Source organism: Sphingobacterium sp. UBA7625 (genome assembly GCF_002484085.1).
GTDB classification, from domain to species: Bacteria; Bacteroidota; Bacteroidia; order Sphingobacteriales; family Sphingobacteriaceae; genus Sphingobacterium; species Sphingobacterium athyrii.
The window spans coordinates 41,814-56,902 of record NZ_DLJD01000018.1; the positions used below are offsets into that span (position 1 = coordinate 41,814).

The 15,089-nt window shown below is 39.4% G+C and carries 19 protein-coding genes; 7 read left to right on the forward strand and 12 right to left on the reverse strand.

Annotated features, from left to right (window positions below):
* Positions 1 to 11 precede the first annotated feature (11 nt).
* The 5 genes from B4G94_RS06495 to B4G94_RS06515 all read right to left on the reverse strand — a co-directional run bounded on the left by B4G94_RS06495 (position 12) and on the right by B4G94_RS06515 (position 4,084).
* Positions 12 to 1,316 carry a cryptochrome/photolyase family protein gene (locus tag B4G94_RS06495; protein ID WP_286857841.1) on the reverse strand — a complete coding sequence of 435 codons (1,305 nt, stop codon included), beginning with the start codon at positions 1,314 to 1,316 and terminating at the stop codon, positions 12 to 14.
* Between the two features lie 156 nt (positions 1,317 to 1,472).
* Positions 1,473 to 2,528 carry an NAD(P)-dependent alcohol dehydrogenase gene (locus B4G94_RS06500; RefSeq protein ID WP_286857842.1) on the reverse strand — a complete coding sequence of 352 codons (1,056 nt, stop codon included), beginning with the start codon at positions 2,526 to 2,528 and terminating at the stop codon, positions 1,473 to 1,475.
* Positions 2,529 to 2,808: 280 nt separating this feature from the next.
* Positions 2,809 to 3,039: a hypothetical protein gene (locus B4G94_RS06505; protein WP_286857843.1), complete on the reverse strand. Its 231-nt coding sequence runs from the start codon at positions 3,037 to 3,039 to the stop codon at positions 2,809 to 2,811.
* A gap of 26 nt (positions 3,040 to 3,065) precedes the next feature.
* Positions 3,066 to 3,359, reverse strand: a complete 294-nt coding sequence (locus B4G94_RS06510; RefSeq protein ID WP_108632098.1) for a hypothetical protein — start codon at positions 3,357 to 3,359, stop codon at positions 3,066 to 3,068.
* A gap of 137 nt (positions 3,360 to 3,496) precedes the next feature.
* Positions 3,497 to 4,084 (reverse strand): TetR/AcrR family transcriptional regulator, encoded by a 588-nt coding sequence (locus B4G94_RS06515; RefSeq protein WP_349681860.1) that lies wholly within the window; start codon positions 4,082 to 4,084, stop codon positions 3,497 to 3,499.
* 124 nt (positions 4,085 to 4,208) lie between these two features.
* Between B4G94_RS06515 and B4G94_RS06520 the strand changes: the two genes are divergently transcribed.
* Positions 4,209 to 4,742, forward strand: coding sequence for a GNAT family N-acetyltransferase (locus tag B4G94_RS06520; RefSeq protein ID WP_286857844.1), 534 nt, complete (start codon positions 4,209 to 4,211; stop codon positions 4,740 to 4,742).
* Here the strand turns inward: B4G94_RS06520 and B4G94_RS06525 are convergent.
* From B4G94_RS06525 to B4G94_RS06535, 3 genes are all read right to left on the reverse strand, one after another.
* Entirely contained in the window at positions 4,706 to 5,269 is a 564-nt protein-coding gene (locus B4G94_RS06525) for a DUF6624 domain-containing protein (protein ID WP_165306397.1), read from the reverse strand. The genes B4G94_RS06520 and B4G94_RS06525 overlap by 37 nt on opposite strands.
* 249 nt (positions 5,270 to 5,518) lie before the next feature.
* Positions 5,519 to 6,190, reverse strand: coding sequence for a type A chloramphenicol O-acetyltransferase (gene catA / locus B4G94_RS06530; protein WP_286857845.1), 672 nt, complete (start codon positions 6,188 to 6,190; stop codon positions 5,519 to 5,521).
* Between the two features lie 49 nt (positions 6,191 to 6,239).
* Complete coding sequence (locus B4G94_RS06535) at positions 6,240 to 6,647, reverse strand: cytidine deaminase family protein (protein WP_206531920.1); 408 nt, start codon at positions 6,645 to 6,647, stop codon at positions 6,240 to 6,242.
* Positions 6,648 to 7,182: 535 nt separating this feature from the next.
* Between B4G94_RS06535 and B4G94_RS06540 the strand changes: the two genes are divergently transcribed.
* The gene (locus B4G94_RS06540) at positions 7,183 to 8,802 is read left to right on the forward strand and encodes a hypothetical protein (protein ID WP_286857846.1); all 1,620 of its coding nucleotides are present in this window, start codon (positions 7,183 to 7,185) and stop codon (positions 8,800 to 8,802) included.
* Positions 8,803 to 8,863: 61 nt separating this feature from the next.
* On the opposite strand, the gene B4G94_RS06545 is transcribed toward B4G94_RS06540, so the two are convergent.
* Positions 8,864 to 9,661 carry an AraC family transcriptional regulator gene (locus B4G94_RS06545; RefSeq protein ID WP_286857848.1) on the reverse strand — a complete coding sequence of 266 codons (798 nt, stop codon included), beginning with the start codon at positions 9,659 to 9,661 and terminating at the stop codon, positions 8,864 to 8,866.
* 82 nt (positions 9,662 to 9,743) lie between these two features.
* Here B4G94_RS06545 and B4G94_RS06550 point away from each other — a divergent pair, with 82 nt between their 5' ends.
* A complete protein-coding gene (locus B4G94_RS06550) occupies positions 9,744 to 10,799 on the forward strand; it encodes an SDR family oxidoreductase (protein ID WP_286857850.1) in 1,056 nt (351 codons plus the stop codon).
* Positions 10,800 to 10,855: 56 nt separating this feature from the next.
* Here B4G94_RS06550 and B4G94_RS06555 read toward each other — a convergent pair whose 3' ends face one another.
* The 3 genes from B4G94_RS06555 to B4G94_RS06565 all read right to left on the reverse strand — a co-directional run bounded on the left by B4G94_RS06555 (position 10,856) and on the right by B4G94_RS06565 (position 12,895).
* Positions 10,856 to 11,245 (reverse strand): RidA family protein, encoded by a 390-nt coding sequence (locus B4G94_RS06555; RefSeq protein ID WP_165306391.1) that lies wholly within the window; start codon positions 11,243 to 11,245, stop codon positions 10,856 to 10,858.
* Between the two features lie 92 nt (positions 11,246 to 11,337).
* Positions 11,338 to 11,901, reverse strand: a complete 564-nt coding sequence (locus B4G94_RS06560; RefSeq protein WP_286857851.1) for a Crp/Fnr family transcriptional regulator — start codon at positions 11,899 to 11,901, stop codon at positions 11,338 to 11,340.
* A 76-nt stretch (positions 11,902 to 11,977) separates the two neighbouring features.
* Positions 11,978 to 12,895, reverse strand: a complete 918-nt coding sequence (locus B4G94_RS06565) for a DUF4421 family protein (RefSeq protein ID WP_286857853.1) — start codon at positions 12,893 to 12,895, stop codon at positions 11,978 to 11,980.
* 241 nt (positions 12,896 to 13,136) lie between these two features.
* Here B4G94_RS06565 and B4G94_RS06570 point away from each other — a divergent pair, with 241 nt between their 5' ends.
* Genes B4G94_RS06570 through B4G94_RS06585 form a run of 4 tightly spaced genes read left to right on the forward strand, consistent with a single transcriptional unit; the run spans position 13,137 to position 15,083 of the window.
* Positions 13,137 to 13,739, forward strand: a complete 603-nt coding sequence (locus tag B4G94_RS06570) for an RNA polymerase sigma factor (RefSeq protein ID WP_219929287.1) — start codon at positions 13,137 to 13,139, stop codon at positions 13,737 to 13,739.
* Positions 13,736 to 14,212 carry a hypothetical protein gene (locus tag B4G94_RS06575; RefSeq protein ID WP_286857855.1) on the forward strand — a complete coding sequence of 159 codons (477 nt, stop codon included), beginning with the start codon at positions 13,736 to 13,738 and terminating at the stop codon, positions 14,210 to 14,212. Before B4G94_RS06570 ends, B4G94_RS06575 begins: the two co-directional genes overlap by 4 nt.
* A 20-nt stretch (positions 14,213 to 14,232) precedes the next feature.
* Positions 14,233 to 14,673, forward strand: a complete 441-nt coding sequence (locus B4G94_RS06580) for a hypothetical protein (protein ID WP_108632111.1) — start codon at positions 14,233 to 14,235, stop codon at positions 14,671 to 14,673.
* Positions 14,670 to 15,083 (forward strand): hypothetical protein, encoded by a 414-nt coding sequence (locus B4G94_RS06585; RefSeq protein ID WP_108632112.1) that lies wholly within the window; start codon positions 14,670 to 14,672, stop codon positions 15,081 to 15,083. Before B4G94_RS06580 ends, B4G94_RS06585 begins: the two co-directional genes overlap by 4 nt.
* Positions 15,084 to 15,089: the final 6 nt, after the last annotated feature.

Consider the following 15,089-nt stretch of genomic DNA (forward strand, 5'->3'; position numbering starts at 1 on the left):
ATTATCCTAAGTCATCGTTTATCCAATGCTGCCGCATAGGTCTTTAGCGCACGTTCTCGAGCAAAAGAGTGTGCTATCATCGGTTCGGGATAAGCTTCGCTCCCAAGTTCAGGGATCCATTGTCTACTATATTCTTGCTTTTTATCAAATTTTTCAGCCTGAATGATTGGGTTAAATACCCTGAAATACGGTGCCGCATCACAACCACAACCCGCTGCCCATTGCCAATTGCCGTTATTCGCAGACAGATCATAATCATTGAGCTTTTGTGCAAAATAAGCTTCGCCCCATCGCCAATCAATTAATAAATGTTTACATAAAAAACTAGCCGCTACCATGCGTACACGATTATGCATATAACCCGTACTATTTAATTGCCGCATTCCAGCATCGACCAAAGGATAGCCCGTTTGGCCCTTACACCAACGTTCAAATTCCTCTTCATTATTGCGCCACTGAATACCATCATATTTCTTTTTAAATGATTCGCTGACAACATTTGGAAAATGATACAAGATTTGCATAAAAAATTCACGCCAGATGAGCTCTGACAGCCATACCGCATTATGTTGCCCGGCAAAGGTCACACACTGACGAATACTGATCGTACCAAAACGTAGCGCTATACCAAGATTCGTTGTCCCCGCTAAGGCAGGGTAATCTCGGTATTTATCGTAATTATTAATAATATGTGCACGCAATTGTGGCGGATGGAAAGTCAAATCTGTCTTTTTAAATCCAATTTTTTCCAGCGAAATTATTGGCGTATAAGCCTGCTGTACAAAAAGTCCTCCTTTATGATCCAGCGGTTGAAGATCTTTTGTCGTTAATTTTTCCCGCCACTTTTTCGCATACGGGGTATAAATGGTATAAGGGCTACCATCGTTTTTCAACAACTCATTTTTATCGAAAATAACTTGATCTTTTACTGCTTTAAACGGAATACCAGCTGCTTTAAAAAATTCAAATATTGTGCGATCCCGTTTGATTGCTTTAGGTTCATAATCTCTATTGCAATAGATTTCATGAATTCTGTATTTCTCATGTAGTGTTTTAAAAATTGCGAAAGGACTCCCATAGAAAGTATTCAATGTGGCTCCAAAATCCTTTAATTGTTGGTTTATCGCTTCCAGTGCCTGATGGATATAGTCTACACGTCGATCCGATTTATCCTCCAATTGCTGTAAAATATCTTCATCAAATATAAAAATCGGCAACACAGGGAGTCCTGTTGCCAATGCCCGGGATAATCCGGCATTGTCTTCCAGACGAAGATCCCTGCGGAACCAAAAAACTACGACTTTACTTTCTTCCATAAAAATAGAGACAAGGCCATCAAAATAGCTACACGTCTAATTAATTCAATATCATGATACCAAAAAATTCACAAAACGATAAACAAATTAATTGGACAGTGTTAAACCTAGCATTAACCTAGAGCTGCTTTAATTTAACACTGTCCGGTTTGCACCCTAGTTCTTTAAGCTTTCCATATCGATCACAAATCGATATTTTACATCACTCTTAAGCAACCTATCATAGGCTTGGTTAATGTCCTGCATCCGTATGAGTTCTATATCCGAAGTGATGTTATGCTTTCCACAGAAATCCAGCATTTCTTGCGTTTCGGCAATTCCACCGATCATTGATCCTGAGAAACTTTTGCGGGCAGGAATCAAGCTAAATGGGGCTACAGGAAGCGGATGTTCCGGAGCTCCCACAAGCGTGAGTGATCCATCGCGTTTCAATAGGCTCAGGTAAGCGTTGATATCGTGTTGTGCAGAGACACAATCCAAAATAAAATGTAAAGTGCCGGCATTCTTTTTCATCTGTTCCTGATCTGTTGACAGAATGACTTCGTCAGCACCTAAACGTTTGGCGTCTTCCACTTTACGTTCAGAGGTTGTTATCACTACGACATGTGCCCCCATCGCTTTAGCAATTTTCACTCCCATGTGCCCCAAACCGCCAATGCCCACAATACCTACCTTCTGTCCGGGACCAACTTTCCAATGCCGTAAAGGTGAATAAGTTGTAATACCGGCGCAAAGCAAAGGCGCTGTTGCTGCCAGGTCCAAATTTTCAGGAATCCGTAAAACAAAATCCTGATCCACTACAACCCGCTCTGAGTATCCGCCAAAAGTCTGTTTGTTCAGATGTTTATCATGACCATTGTATGTTTGGATATTTCCATTCTCACAATATTGCTCCAATCCTTCTTTGCAACTCTCACATTCACGGCAACTGTCCACCATACATCCAACACCGGCAAGATCGCCAATTTTAAATTTAGTCACGCCAGATCCCACTTTAGTGATCCGTCCGACGATCTCATGACCGGGAACATTTGGATAAACTGTCCCGCCCCATTCGTTACGTGCAGTATGTAAATCGGAATGGCAAACACCACAATAGAGAATATCAATCTCCACATCTCCCGCTGTTACTTCACGGCGCTGAATTTCCAGCTGTTTTAAATCTGTTGTCGGCGCTTCAGTTCCGAAAGCTTTTATTAAAAATGTACCCATATTAATATAATGATCTATAATTAATTATTATTTATACCTGTTATAAAAATCTACCCTAGTTAACTAATCCGGAAGACCAATTATCTCCCGTATAAGTTAAGAATAACCCTTAGTACTAAAAAAAGTTTGGTTTAAAACACAATATATTCCATTTTCGATGCTTTCCTCGATCTTGGAAGTGAACACCTTATATTTATAGTGTTTCCTAGCCTGAATCAAAAAATATGACATGTAAATTTATGCATTATAACAATGCGCTGAACTGGATTTTCACAAATCTTTAATCGACATCCTCTACCTGGACAAACTGCATCTTAAGGCCTTGTTGCTGGCAAATATTTAGAATTGAAAATTCTAAACGGCTATTAATCTTGACAACAAGTAAAAATTGCTGATCATCCAGCAATAAATCGATATTTTTGATCTCCGGAAAACGCTGATATAAGAATTGATAGATCTCGCTGGCCTTCCATTTCAATTTGCGGGATAGGGAGTAAACAATTTTGTACATATTTAGATTTGTTTCAATAAAACAGTTTATTTCAATATCTTAACTGCGAGCTGATTCAAGTCACCGATCACAATTCCTTTATCTTTCAGCTCATTAAAATTGCGCGCCAGTCGCACTTCTTTATTTATACCTTCCAATGCAAGCGCCAATTCATCCAAACGTTCGATTTCACGGTGTATCAATACATAGCAATCAAACGCTGCATCCAATAAACCAGTAGACTCGGGCTGAATCTTTTCATCCGTTTCTACTAATACGAGCAGGTATTTTTGTGCCGTTAATTTTCTGGTCACCTTTCCTATTTTTGCATTTAAAATCATGTTATACCATATTTTTTATTAGGCATTCTTATTTTTTGAGTCAACTACAAAATAGACATATTTTGTATTTTTGTCGAAACTCTACGCTAAAAAAAGAGCAAATGCTCATCAATTTTTAATGCCTGGATATCAAACAGCTACCTTAGCCCTTTTACACAAATGCTGATTAACCAACCAAGCCGCGCTTCGAAATCAGGAAACCGGTCAAATAGCAACACTTCCTGTTCAAAACAACGGGAAGTCGTTACTAGCATTTCCGAGAGGAAGAGGATATCTTTTTCTTCTAAAAACTGAATCTCCCCTTTGGTAATAGCGATCCCGATCATATCACGAATCAATTTAATTTCATCATCCAACATATAACGTGTCTTGGACACCATCAAAGCCGGATCTGATTTCATATCCTCGAAAGCAAGGTGAAAACGTTTCGTAATCAGATTAATCTGGTGCAGTTTCGCTCTCAAAAAGCCAACCAAATTCTCCTCCAAAGAAGCTTCGCGACTATAGCTTTCCTTTGCTTTTGTGAATACCTGTTCACATAAACATTCGGCTATCGCATCAAAAACATCCATTTTGCTCGTAAAATAGTAATACAATGTACTACGACCTTTACCACAAGCTTTAGAAATATCCTGCATTGAAACTCGTGTAAAACCATATGTTTCAAATACTTTCATTGACGAAAGGATAATTTCTTCCCTAATATTTTCCTGTTGCATTGTCATCGCTCGACAAACATACAAAAAATGTCGAAAATTCACATCATCATTCTTCAATTAAACATATTTTATTATTTTTACGTCCATGATATCGGATATATTCCCAATTTTATCGACTAAACGTCTTTATTTGCGTGAGATTCAACATTCGGATGCTCAGGCTTTATTCTCTTATTTTTCAAAAGATGAGGTAACGCTATATTTTGATCTACCAACTTTTCAGCACATGGACGAGGCCTATGAGCTCGTAAAAAATTGGAAGGAAAATTTTCAACAAAAGAAAGCAATTCGTTGGGCAATCTGTCTGAAGGGCAATCCGGATCAGCTGATTGGCTCTTGTGGTTTCCATAACTTCTCCTCCGAACACTTTCGTGCAGAAATCGGCTATGAACTTCATCCTGACTTCTGGCAACAGGGGATTATGACAGAAGCAATTTCTACCATTATTTCTTACGGATTTGAGGAATATAAGCTCAACCGAATAGAGGCATTTATCGACCCTGACAACTTGGCTTCCCGTAAGTTGCTTGAAAAAATGAACCTTGTTTCAGAAGGAATCCTGCATGACTATTTCTTTGAGAAAGGACGCTTTGTGGATGGCGAAATTTTTGCATTACTTAAAAAGAATTATATCCAGCCTACTTTCTTTCGCCAGATTGTATAGTCGGGATCCCGCTGATTTAAAATTGCAAGCTCCTCTACATGATAGATCGTATCGAGTTTCCTATTGGTGAGCCGGGGCAGATTCATTCGCAGGCGCAACGTGTTCAGATCTTCCTTATTTTCCACAGGATAGATTCCGCCATCCGCAGTTAACTGTGTTCCAAAACGCTGTGGCTCGCCCTTGAAATACTGTATTCTATCGTATAAATAGGCTATGTGTGCCAAGTTAATATCCTCTTTATTCATGTTCATCAATTGATAACAGGTTTGCATGAACACAGGCTCTGATACCGCATGCTGTACAATCAACCAAGCAGCTTCGCTAGCCTCTTCGCCAACTTTTGAAATACCGGGATATCCTATCTTGTCAATTATTTCACGTAATCGTTTCGCGTTAGCACGATGGACAGCTTCCATTTTCGGATGATAGCCCTTTCCAAGTGCACCTTCTTTGGCTAATTCTTCCCTCAAAAGTCTATCGCCATTTGCTAATTGAATCAATTCCTTCGCAAGCTTCTCGTCTACCATAAGTACAGTTTATCGCTTATAAACGAACATCTTTATACGACTGTTGGTCAAGAAGAAGAATTGACCAACAGTCGTATAGGATATTGGATTTATAACACTTTTGTCATTTCAAGCTGGATCATCCCATTTACCAAGCTTTGCTTCTCCAGAAATAATTTCAATTCCTCCGCTTTTGCATCAATGTTATTGAACTGGAATTAATCAAGTCGAATAGTACAAAGGATTTTATCGATGACCACGATTCGTTTTTTATACTTGAGATTTAATGATTGTTTCAATGTTTTCACAGTACTTTTCCAATGTTGCGATCAATTGTGCGACATGAATCCCATCACAGACGGCATGATGCACCTGGATCGCAATAGGCATCAAGATTTCATCAGCTTGTTTTTTATACTTTCCAATGGTAAAAGAAGGCGCAAAATAATCTGTAAAGTCAGCAATATGCAGATTAAAACTATCAAAATTAATCCAAGGAATCGCTGAAATATTAAAATGATTTTCCGGTGGCTGCTCCGGAAAAAAATGCAGATTATCTTCGTGTCTTTCTCCTACATCATTATAATTAGCCATAAACCTCGTAAAATCTTTATCGTATATGGCAGTCAGTGCAGAAAAAGTCTCCGTTTCCGAATGCAATACGGTATATATCGGATCTACATAATCCCATACAATGAGCTCACCCTCCTTCATTGCCATCTTAAACGCATCATGCTTATTTACAGCGCGTGCGATGAGGTATATCATGACAGGATAAAATTTATAGCCATTTTCCTTAATAAAAGGAAGTACTTTGGCGATATTGATTTTTGTTGTCAGGCTAAAGCCGCATTTCATCTGGCTGCGATATACCGCAAAGTGCTCCTTCCGCTTCCAGTCCGCTAAATTAATCTTCTTATATGCTGATTTTATCTTCTCCATTATTTTTATATTGATCATCTTGTCTGAATCTATTGACTGTATCCTAAAATCACCAATTTCTATCCAGATTTTCTTTCCAGTCAAAAGGTAACAATTCTTTTAAGGATTTGAACACTCCATTTTTTACTTCGACGATTGCTTCGAGGTTGTCTTTGGCAAGCTGACTGATCAATTCCCGGCAACGCCCGCAAGGGGGAACGGCATTTCCCGCGGCATCTACCGCAACAAATGCCCTGACCCGAAACTCCTTATGTTTCAACATTTCCGCAACAGCACTATGTTCAGCACAAAAGCCCATTGAGCAGGCTGTATCGATACTGATTCCGGTATAAATATTGCCTGATACCGTTTCTATCGCTGCGGCGACACCGGCATATTCAACAAAGTCATTTAGTCTATTTGTACCGGCCAACCCGATTGCTGCCTGTTTCAATTTATTCGTCATATCTTTACTCATGTCCTATGTATGTTTCATACGTTCACTTCATCTTTCCATATTCGCCACTCAAGACCTTCGCTATGTTTTGGTATAAAGCCTAAAACAACCTCTGTAAAAGAAAAATCATGATCAGTATACACTACCATATACAAATCAACTTCGTTTGTTGCAAAAAATTCAATCAGGTACAAAACATTGTTTTCCCTTTTTACCACAGCAGCACAATTCAATTTATCCAAATGATAAATTAAATCTCAAACCCATATTGGGGCGTAAAACCAATTCTGCAATAATGTAAGTCCTTACAGGAATTTTAGCAATGTAGGTGTTTCTCTACAAGAAAAAAATACACCAATCAAACAACACTTCTTAAACAAAAAATCCATTTAATTTTGCGTCGAAAAACATTTACCACAACAGATATCATATTACTGACACACTAAAAATACACAGCTTTTATTTAAATATTTCCGAATAAGGATGCAACTAAACGCTTTGTATCATATAAAAATACATTAAAACAAAGAATTCCCTTACATAAATATTTAATTACATGAATTTAATGCCTTACCTTAATCTGAAAAACATTTTAATGCTAACCTGCATTGTACTGACGGGCTCAGGCCTTTACTCTTGTCAAAAAAGTGGTGAAACTGCAGCATTAACTGGAGAAACAGTGGTTAAAATCAATCTACAAGGCGTTGAAGCCTTTGGTGAAGATGGCAGTAACCCTGTAGGTCAAAAGCAGGGCTCCGCTAAAGGATCGTTAGCTTCTGGCAGCACATCGGATGTTCAGGAAATGACCGTCCCTTTCGGTAACGGATGTTCCATCGATGTTGTCCTGACAAACAGTTCTGCAGCAGCTGTAAAAAAGGGATTAGTTGCCGCATCAAGTCCAAAAACCACCGCTGCTCAGGTAAGCGAGAAACCATTGGACAAAGATATCAAATACAAAGTTGTGGTATATGACAACCAAGGCAGCTATGTAACAGAAAAAACCTATAGCTATGGTAGTGAATCAACAGCAGCGGGAATTGCGCTGGATGCTGGCAAAACCTATACCTTCATCGCGTATTCAATCAACAGCACTAGCACTGTTCCCAATATCAACAACCAAAGCACATTGTCTGCGGCAAGTCTCGACAATATCAGTGGCGATTTAATGGTTTACTCAGGTTCTTTAAAATTGAACACTGGTGTAAACAACTTAAATGTTGTTTTAAAACATCGCTTCAGTCAGATCATCACGACTTTGACAATGGATCCAAATATGACCGGTGCGATTACAAAACTTGAAAATGCAGTGTTCAAACCAAGCTATTCTACGGCAAACTTCAAATTATCGGATGAAGCGCTTTCATACAATGCCTTGAATGATGCTGGTGTGCCTGCACAGTTTCCAAGTTTAGGAAATGGTCTCCGTACAGTCGTTAGTACTCCTTCTTTATTGATCCATCCGGCAACGAGCAATGGAACACTTAAATTAGGAACGTTGACAATTGACGGTGAAACAAAATCAAACGTCAGCATTCCAAATGTAAAAATCAATCCGGGACAAAAATATGACCTCAAACTTAATTTCAAAACCTGTACACAAGATGTAACAAGTGACGGTTTAAATTGGAGCTATCCTGAAACAACTTTTCGCGGTAAAAAAGGAATCATGAAAGATGAAACATTCTATGCCAATGGTAGCACAATCGAACGTATTTTTACAGCACCGGTAGCGAACTATGGTTTTGTCTTCGATATCACTGAGCTTGACAATGCTTTCAATATGGAAGTAAACGGTATCAGATTGGCCAAACAGGAAATCCAATTTCAGAATGCGGGTGCTTCTTCAAAACAAAATATTCAATTTGCTGATGGAAGCAAATACGAGGGTACGGATGTACAAACCAATAAAAGAATTGGTAACATCTATGACATGAAAGGCACGGCATCAAAACCATTAATTAAGCTTGTAATTAGTAGAACTGGTGAGGTTACGATGTTTGGAAGTAAAACTTCCGGTGGTGAGTTGTATCCACTTGTCTTAACCAATGGCAATGCTTTCAATACATTCCCTTGGAACGGCGTACAAAGCAATGCGGTAAAAGTCACTCAACTTGTTGATGGCAGAACCGTAATCAAAGGTATTGGAGCCGGAAAAAAGAAAATACCATGTAATTAATAATCTAGGTATAAATAAAAGAGAGCCCCCTTAAACATGAAGTTTTAAGGGGGCTCTCTTTTTAAGCTCCATGATCTTTCTGTAAGATTTTGCTGAGGTGACTTACGTCTGTCAGTCCAAACTCATCTGCAATTTCCTTTAAAATCATCCGTCCTGCTGCGATACGTTGTCGAATAAGCGTATTCCGGTAACGCAGAATATATGCCCTTATGGTCATCCCAACCTGACGTTTGAAATAGGTACCTAAATAATCAGGCGAAATATTAAAATGAGGGGCCATAACCTGCGACTTCAATAAATTGGGCGTATAGATATTTTTATGGATATAGCAAAACATCGCCTGTAGGTCGCGGCTTCTACTTCCATCTGTCTGTAATTCGGGCATATTTCTCACCAGAATCGTAGTTATGCCAAGCAACTGATACCAGATCAAGTCTTGATTGGCAAAGGCATCGTGTTTTAATGAAGCAACGACCTGAAACAGTAGGTGAACAGTCAAGAGATCAGCAGCAAGTAGCGGAAATCCATGCTGATGGGTCTCCCTGCTTTTTACCAAATACTCCAATTGTCGGGTTAACACACCCGAATCGGCAGCATACCGATGGCTATATGCATCTGTAAATTTTAAATAAATAAAATGCGTCTCTTCTTCAATCTCAAAATAGTGGTACTCTTCTGGCCCAATAAAGAAAACAGCCCCGCTTTGGTAAGGGACAGTATGACCATTGATCACATGTACACCCCTTCCACGCACAATAAAAATAAATTCGTAGTGATTATGATTATGTTCAGGATGTGTCCATTCAGCGGCTTTAAATTCTGACACCAGAACAGGCTCAAATTGTCGATAGCGTTTCATTTAAGAAATGTACAAAATTATAGCCGATTTTTACATCCCGCCCAATCTAATCAACACTAATTTTGTTAAAAAAGAAATCCATATGGAAACAACAAACAACACGGCATTAATCGTCGGGGCAAATGGTGTCATCAGCACAAACCTCATTGACTATCTTAGCAGCCTTGGAAATTGGGACATCATTGCATTATCCCGTCGCGGCGGAACCGATCACGGCCACGTGCGTTATATTGCAGTAGATTTATTGGATTTAGAGGACGCTGTCAACAAACTAAACTCATTAACAACCGTAACCCACATTTTTTACGCAGCTTATCAGGACCGGGAAAGTTGGGCTGCATTGGTCGAACCTAATTTGAGGATGTTGGTCAATGTCATAACGGCTATTGAACCAGTAGCCAAATCCCTACAACATGTGAGTCTTATGCAGGGTTATAAAGTATATGGTGCGCATCTTGGCCCATTTAAAACGCCAGCCAAAGAATCGGATGCTGGTCATATGCCTCCTGAATTTAATACCAGCCAGCTACAGTACCTGCAACAGCAACAGATTGGCAAACAGTGGACCTGGTCCGCGATCCGGCCATCGGTTGTGGGTGGAACAGCGCCCGGCAACCCGATGAACCTTGCACTGTTGATAGCTGTATATGCTACTATTTCCAAAAAATTAAATATTCCACTTCGTTTTCCGGGGAAACCCGGTGCCTATGGCAAACTGTTGGAGATGACCGATGCCAACTTATTGGCAAAGGCGACTGTATGGGCGGCTACGGAACCGCTTGCAGCCAATCAGGCCTTCAATATTAATAATGGTGACTTATTCCGTTGGAAAGATCTCTGGCCCAAGATTGCGAAATATTTCAAGATGGAAGTCGACGCCCCCTTACCCATACCTCTACAGACGATGATGTCCGACAAAGCGGATATATGGGAAGATATAAGGACCCAACATAGATTGAATTATACTTATACAGAAGTATCTGCCTGGGCTTTTGGCGATTTTGTTTTCTCTTGGGATTATGACTTTTTTGCGGATGGCAGTAAAGCACGAAGAATGGGATTTCATGAGTTCGTTGATACCGAGCAGATGTTTTTTCGTCTATTCGACGAAATGCGGAATAAACAAATTATCCCTTAATAGCATTTCTCTTCATGGTGATTTTGATGATCGCCATGAAGAGAAAAATCAACTTGTTATTTGACCACTGTAGCTTCCAATTCGACCTTCAGCGTCTCAAATAATCCTACAACTTCCAGCGCTGTTAATGCCTGTTCAATTTGGTGTTTGGCAATCCATTCCTGAAGTATCGGGAAATGTGGCCAAAGTTCTCGCATGGAAGTGGTATATAGGTTTAAGCGCACAATTCCGCTACACAAATAGCCAGCCGTCTGAATAACGTTTTCTAGATTGGCAATAGCCTGTCTCAGTTGGGACTCCATGTCTTTATCACTGGAAATTCCGTCATCAGCTATTGCCGCCTGTCCCGAACAATACAAGGTCCCCGCTACATTTTTTACTTCAACAGCCTGCACGTAACTCCGTTGCCGTTGCCACGTCCATGGGTTAATCGATCTTTTATTCATTTTCACAACATTTTGATGTACAACAAAATTGTGAAATGGCAGATGTAAATACCCTTGATAAAACGCACAATTTTTGCGTGACAGAAGTCACATCACCGCGGCAGCCGGCTTAGAGCCTCCCGAGAAACGCCCAAATAGGCTGCAAGTAATGATTTCGGAACACGCTGTACCAGCGTGGGGTATTTTTTCAGGAGTTGTTCATAGCGTTCTTTAATCCCTACTGTCATTGTTGAAATAATGCGTTGCTGCGCAGCGATAAAGCCTTGATAAGCCTTCTCTAGAAAAAAATGTTCTAATTGGGGCATTGCAGCGCATAGTTTCCTATAGTCAGTCAAACGGAGACAAAGTACCTCCGTATCTTCAACACATTCAAGTGACATCGTGGCCCTCGATTCCGTATAAAAAGCGGCAAAGTCAGTCTCCCACCATTCTTCCTGTGCAAAACCGACAATATGTTCCTTTCCGGTATCGTCAGAATAAACGAGTTTTAAAAGTCCTTTGAGTACAAAAAAGTTGCATGGTACCAGCTCTCCTTCCTGAATCAAAAATTGATGTTTTTTGTATTTTTTATAGCTAAAAAAAGAAGAAATCGTTTCAAATTCAGTATCGTCAAGAGGTACAATACGTTCTATGTGATCTCTTAATTGATTCATCATTGTATAAAATTTGGTTGCTAAAAATACAATTTTCTTACATCATTTTGCCGGTTTCTTGGACAAACTGCTATTCCGCTCAACCTGATCCAAGTTTGCTAAAAGAAAAGTTAATTTGTTTGGTTACTGACAGCTGCAGAGTGATATTGGTTACGGTATAGTCTTTTTTTGTTTCAAAAAAGTTCATTTTGTTATTGATCATCATCCCGTAGCTGAAAGACCAATCATCCTTGGTGTAGCTGGCCACTGTTCTTGCCAATACAGTTGGGTAAATTTTAAAATGAAACTTCTTAAAATTTTCGAGGTCATTTCCGATGTTAAAACCAATTGTTGTATATGCCGTAATCAACCAATGCTGATCTAAAACCCAAGAATATACATATCCTCCCTGTGCACCGATCTGTAGATTATCGAGATTCTGTACAAGATTTCCTTCAGCCCCTTCAAAGTTCCGCAGTCGATGCCAATATAGGTTGGTTCCTAGCAGAAAGCTGCCAGCGCTCTGAAGCTGTCGTTCGCTTCGCTCAAAAGCTGCCTTCAATGAAAATTGTGTGTGATTAAACAGGTAGGTCTGTTCGAGTCCCATCTGATTGATTTTCATTTCCGGAAAAAGATTGATGTCCCTTCCATCCATGGCAAAGAAACCTTTATAACGTTGAAAATAGATGTCCGTCACAAACTTTCGTCCATACCGATGGATCTGGAAGTCTGTCGAACTGGTTTTACCGTATGTTTTATTTTTTAATGAAACGATCTTTGTGCCTACTAAAAAATTAATCATAGTGTTTCTGATCCCCAGCCCCACGCCCACTTTCATCGGATAATTCGGTTCGAAAGTCTTGTCCTCGGTGGTCATGTTGACCGCGCTTGTTGATAGATAACTCGTTAACCAGGAAGCATTGGGATAGGTATAAATAAATGTCGTGTCAATTTCCTGTCCTTTTGAACAGAACGATAATAAACACATCGTAATAAATAGCACAATGTTCTTAAGCATTAAAAACGGACATAAAGTTTTCAATAAAATAAGCAGTATAAATCTATGTGGTGAATATACAGCTTATAGGATAAAAACGATAACTTTCCATGCGAGGCTTTATTACAATCTTCTTCTCCGCAAAGAAATTCGGCAAAAAGACAAAAACAAAACAAACTAAAAATCAATCAGATAAACAATTTTAAATACTTATTTTTAAATTTAATGCAACCTAAAAATAATTTATGGGTCTTAATTATCCGTGAGCACAACAACAACGATACAACCTGAGGCTGACCGGGAACTAATCTCTAAGATCCTGAAACGGGATCCGCATGCTTTCAAAAAGCTCATCGTCGATCACGAGAAACTTGTTGCTCATTTCGTTTATAAAATGATCCCAGTCGCCGCTGACCGACGGGATATCATACAGGATGTCTATATCAAGGTGTACAATAATCTGGGACATTTTCGCTTTCAGAGCAAATTATCCACCTGGATCGGACAAATTACCTATAATACCTGTTTGCATTATCTACGGAAAAAGCGTCCACTGTTGTTAGCGAGCTTTTTCGAAGAAAGTGACCTATCCTATGTTGATTATAAAATAGCACATGCATCCGCCAATGCGACGGAAGAAGGACTGTATGCACGTGAGCTCACAGAAACGATAGCACAAGCGGTGAAACAGCTCCCGGCATTATATCAAACACTGATCGGATTACATTACCAACAGGAACTTAGTTTACAGGAGATTTCAGAAATCACACAATTACCGGAGGGTACCATAAAGTCTTATTTGTTTCGTGCACGCAAGCAATTAAAAGACATTCTATTAAAATCACAAAAAAGGGAGGAATTATGAACATCGCACATTTAACAGAAGAACAGCTGCAGACTCTTGCTGATTCCACTGACGGCACAGCAAGTTTGGAAATGGATCATATTTCCACCTGTGCAATATGTAGAATTAAATTTGAAAATTATCAGTCAATCAACTTGGCTATCCAAGAATTACCCATAACCACCTTTGATCCGGATTTACCGGATGATATTGTCAACATGCTGATCCCCCAAAAGATTCCGATTCACTGGGCAGCCCTGGTGGCGGCTACCCTGGGCGGTATATTGGTTACGGTCAGCGCTGTTATCTATGGTAAACAATTTGTAGTCCTATTTATTCAGCTTCCCACCATAATGCGTTATTTATTTGCCATCTTGCCGCTTTCTTTTATTTGTATGCAGAGCATACTATACCTAATACGGTATCGACAAAAATTGAACATGATCATAAAAAAACAGATTATTTTGCAACCTAAATCGGATCTCTGGATCTGATATACTATAAAATCAATTGTATGAAACGCATTTTGAACATAACATTGCTGCTCACAGTCATCACCGTTCCGACCATGGCTTTACAACAAAGCACTTCAGTGATGGAAGATAAAGAAGTTATCTTTTTTTCGCTCAATGCGATTGCTGTTTTGCTATCCATTTGGATTGCTTCATCTTTTTTGCTCAGTCTCATCAAACTGTTCTTAAACGATCGCTTGCGAAGGACCCTTATTCAGCGCAATGCCCCTTTAGCGATAATTACTGAAATCCTCCCCAAAGAAAACAATCTTGCGGAGCGCGCACTAAATTGGTGCTGTATATTATTTGCCGGTTCTGCCGGACTCACGCTATGTTATTATACCCAGCCATTTGGCTTGCATTCTGTCATTATCTTAAGTATAAGCTTAGCATTCGGTTTACTTATCTATTATTTTATACATAAACATACCAACAAGTCATGAAAACAAATTACACGCTTATGGCAATAGCTATTCTATGTATCGGGTTATTCGCTTCCGGAAAAAAACTATTCGATCAATTCGCTTATACTCGTTCCAAAACAACTGTTGTTTACAATGAGATCGGTCCGCTCTGCACCTTAACGGCAACCTTTCCAAAAGCAAAGTCTACATCAATTGGCCAATACATTAAAAACTGGAGTCAAAAAAATGGTAAATCTCTAGTTCTGTCGGGAGACACAGCACTATTGTCATCCCTAAACGGCCCCTGTTACAAGCTCTATATGGATGAGACAAACCTAACAGTCATCGCAAGTCGCAATCAGTCTGACTGGACTGCATATGCCTTAATGAAAAATGATTACAAGTTGATCACAGATTTTATCACGAAAGGAAGCGAGCAACGTAATTAAAAAATA

Bases quoted from the DNA above. Each gene is read 5' to 3' on its own strand.
- B4G94_RS06580 (WP_108632111.1), top strand. From the start codon at position 14,233: ATGAAACGCATTTTGAACATAACATTGCTGCTCACAGTCATCACCGTT.
- catA (WP_286857845.1), bottom strand. From the start codon at position 6,190: ATGGAGAAGATAAAATCAGCATATAAGAAGATTAATTTAGCGGACTGG.
- B4G94_RS06505 (WP_286857843.1), bottom strand. From the start codon at position 3,039: ATGTACAAAATTGTTTACTCCCTATCCCGCAAATTGAAATGGAAGGCC.
- B4G94_RS06510 (WP_108632098.1), bottom strand. From the start codon at position 3,359: ATGATTTTAAATGCAAAAATAGGAAAGGTGACCAGAAAATTAACGGCA.
- B4G94_RS06525 (WP_165306397.1), bottom strand. From the start codon at position 5,269: ATGGTAGACGAGAAGCTTGCGAAGGAATTGATTCAATTAGCAAATGGC.
- B4G94_RS06515 (WP_349681860.1), bottom strand. From the start codon at position 4,084: ATGACAATGCAACAGGAAAATATTAGGGAAGAAATTATCCTTTCGTCA.
- B4G94_RS06550 (WP_286857850.1), top strand. From the start codon at position 9,744: ATGGAAACAACAAACAACACGGCATTAATCGTCGGGGCAAATGGTGTC.
- B4G94_RS06540 (WP_286857846.1), top strand. From the start codon at position 7,183: ATGAATTTAATGCCTTACCTTAATCTGAAAAACATTTTAATGCTAACC.
- B4G94_RS06555 (WP_165306391.1), bottom strand. From the start codon at position 11,245: ATGAATAAAAGATCGATTAACCCATGGACGTGGCAACGGCAACGGAGT.
- B4G94_RS06495 (WP_286857841.1), bottom strand. From the start codon at position 1,316: ATGGAAGAAAGTAAAGTCGTAGTTTTTTGGTTCCGCAGGGATCTTCGT.
- B4G94_RS06545 (WP_286857848.1), bottom strand. From the start codon at position 9,661: ATGAAACGCTATCGACAATTTGAGCCTGTTCTGGTGTCAGAATTTAAA.
- B4G94_RS06500 (WP_286857842.1), bottom strand. From the start codon at position 2,528: ATGGGTACATTTTTAATAAAAGCTTTCGGAACTGAAGCGCCGACAACA.
- B4G94_RS06585 (WP_108632112.1), top strand. From the start codon at position 14,670: ATGAAAACAAATTACACGCTTATGGCAATAGCTATTCTATGTATCGGG.
- B4G94_RS06575 (WP_286857855.1), top strand. From the start codon at position 13,736: ATGAACATCGCACATTTAACAGAAGAACAGCTGCAGACTCTTGCTGAT.
- B4G94_RS06560 (WP_286857851.1), bottom strand. From the start codon at position 11,901: ATGATGAATCAATTAAGAGATCACATAGAACGTATTGTACCTCTTGAC.
- B4G94_RS06535 (WP_206531920.1), bottom strand. From the start codon at position 6,647: ATGAGTAAAGATATGACGAATAAATTGAAACAGGCAGCAATCGGGTTG.
- B4G94_RS06565 (WP_286857853.1), bottom strand. From the start codon at position 12,895: ATGCTTAAGAACATTGTGCTATTTATTACGATGTGTTTATTATCGTTC.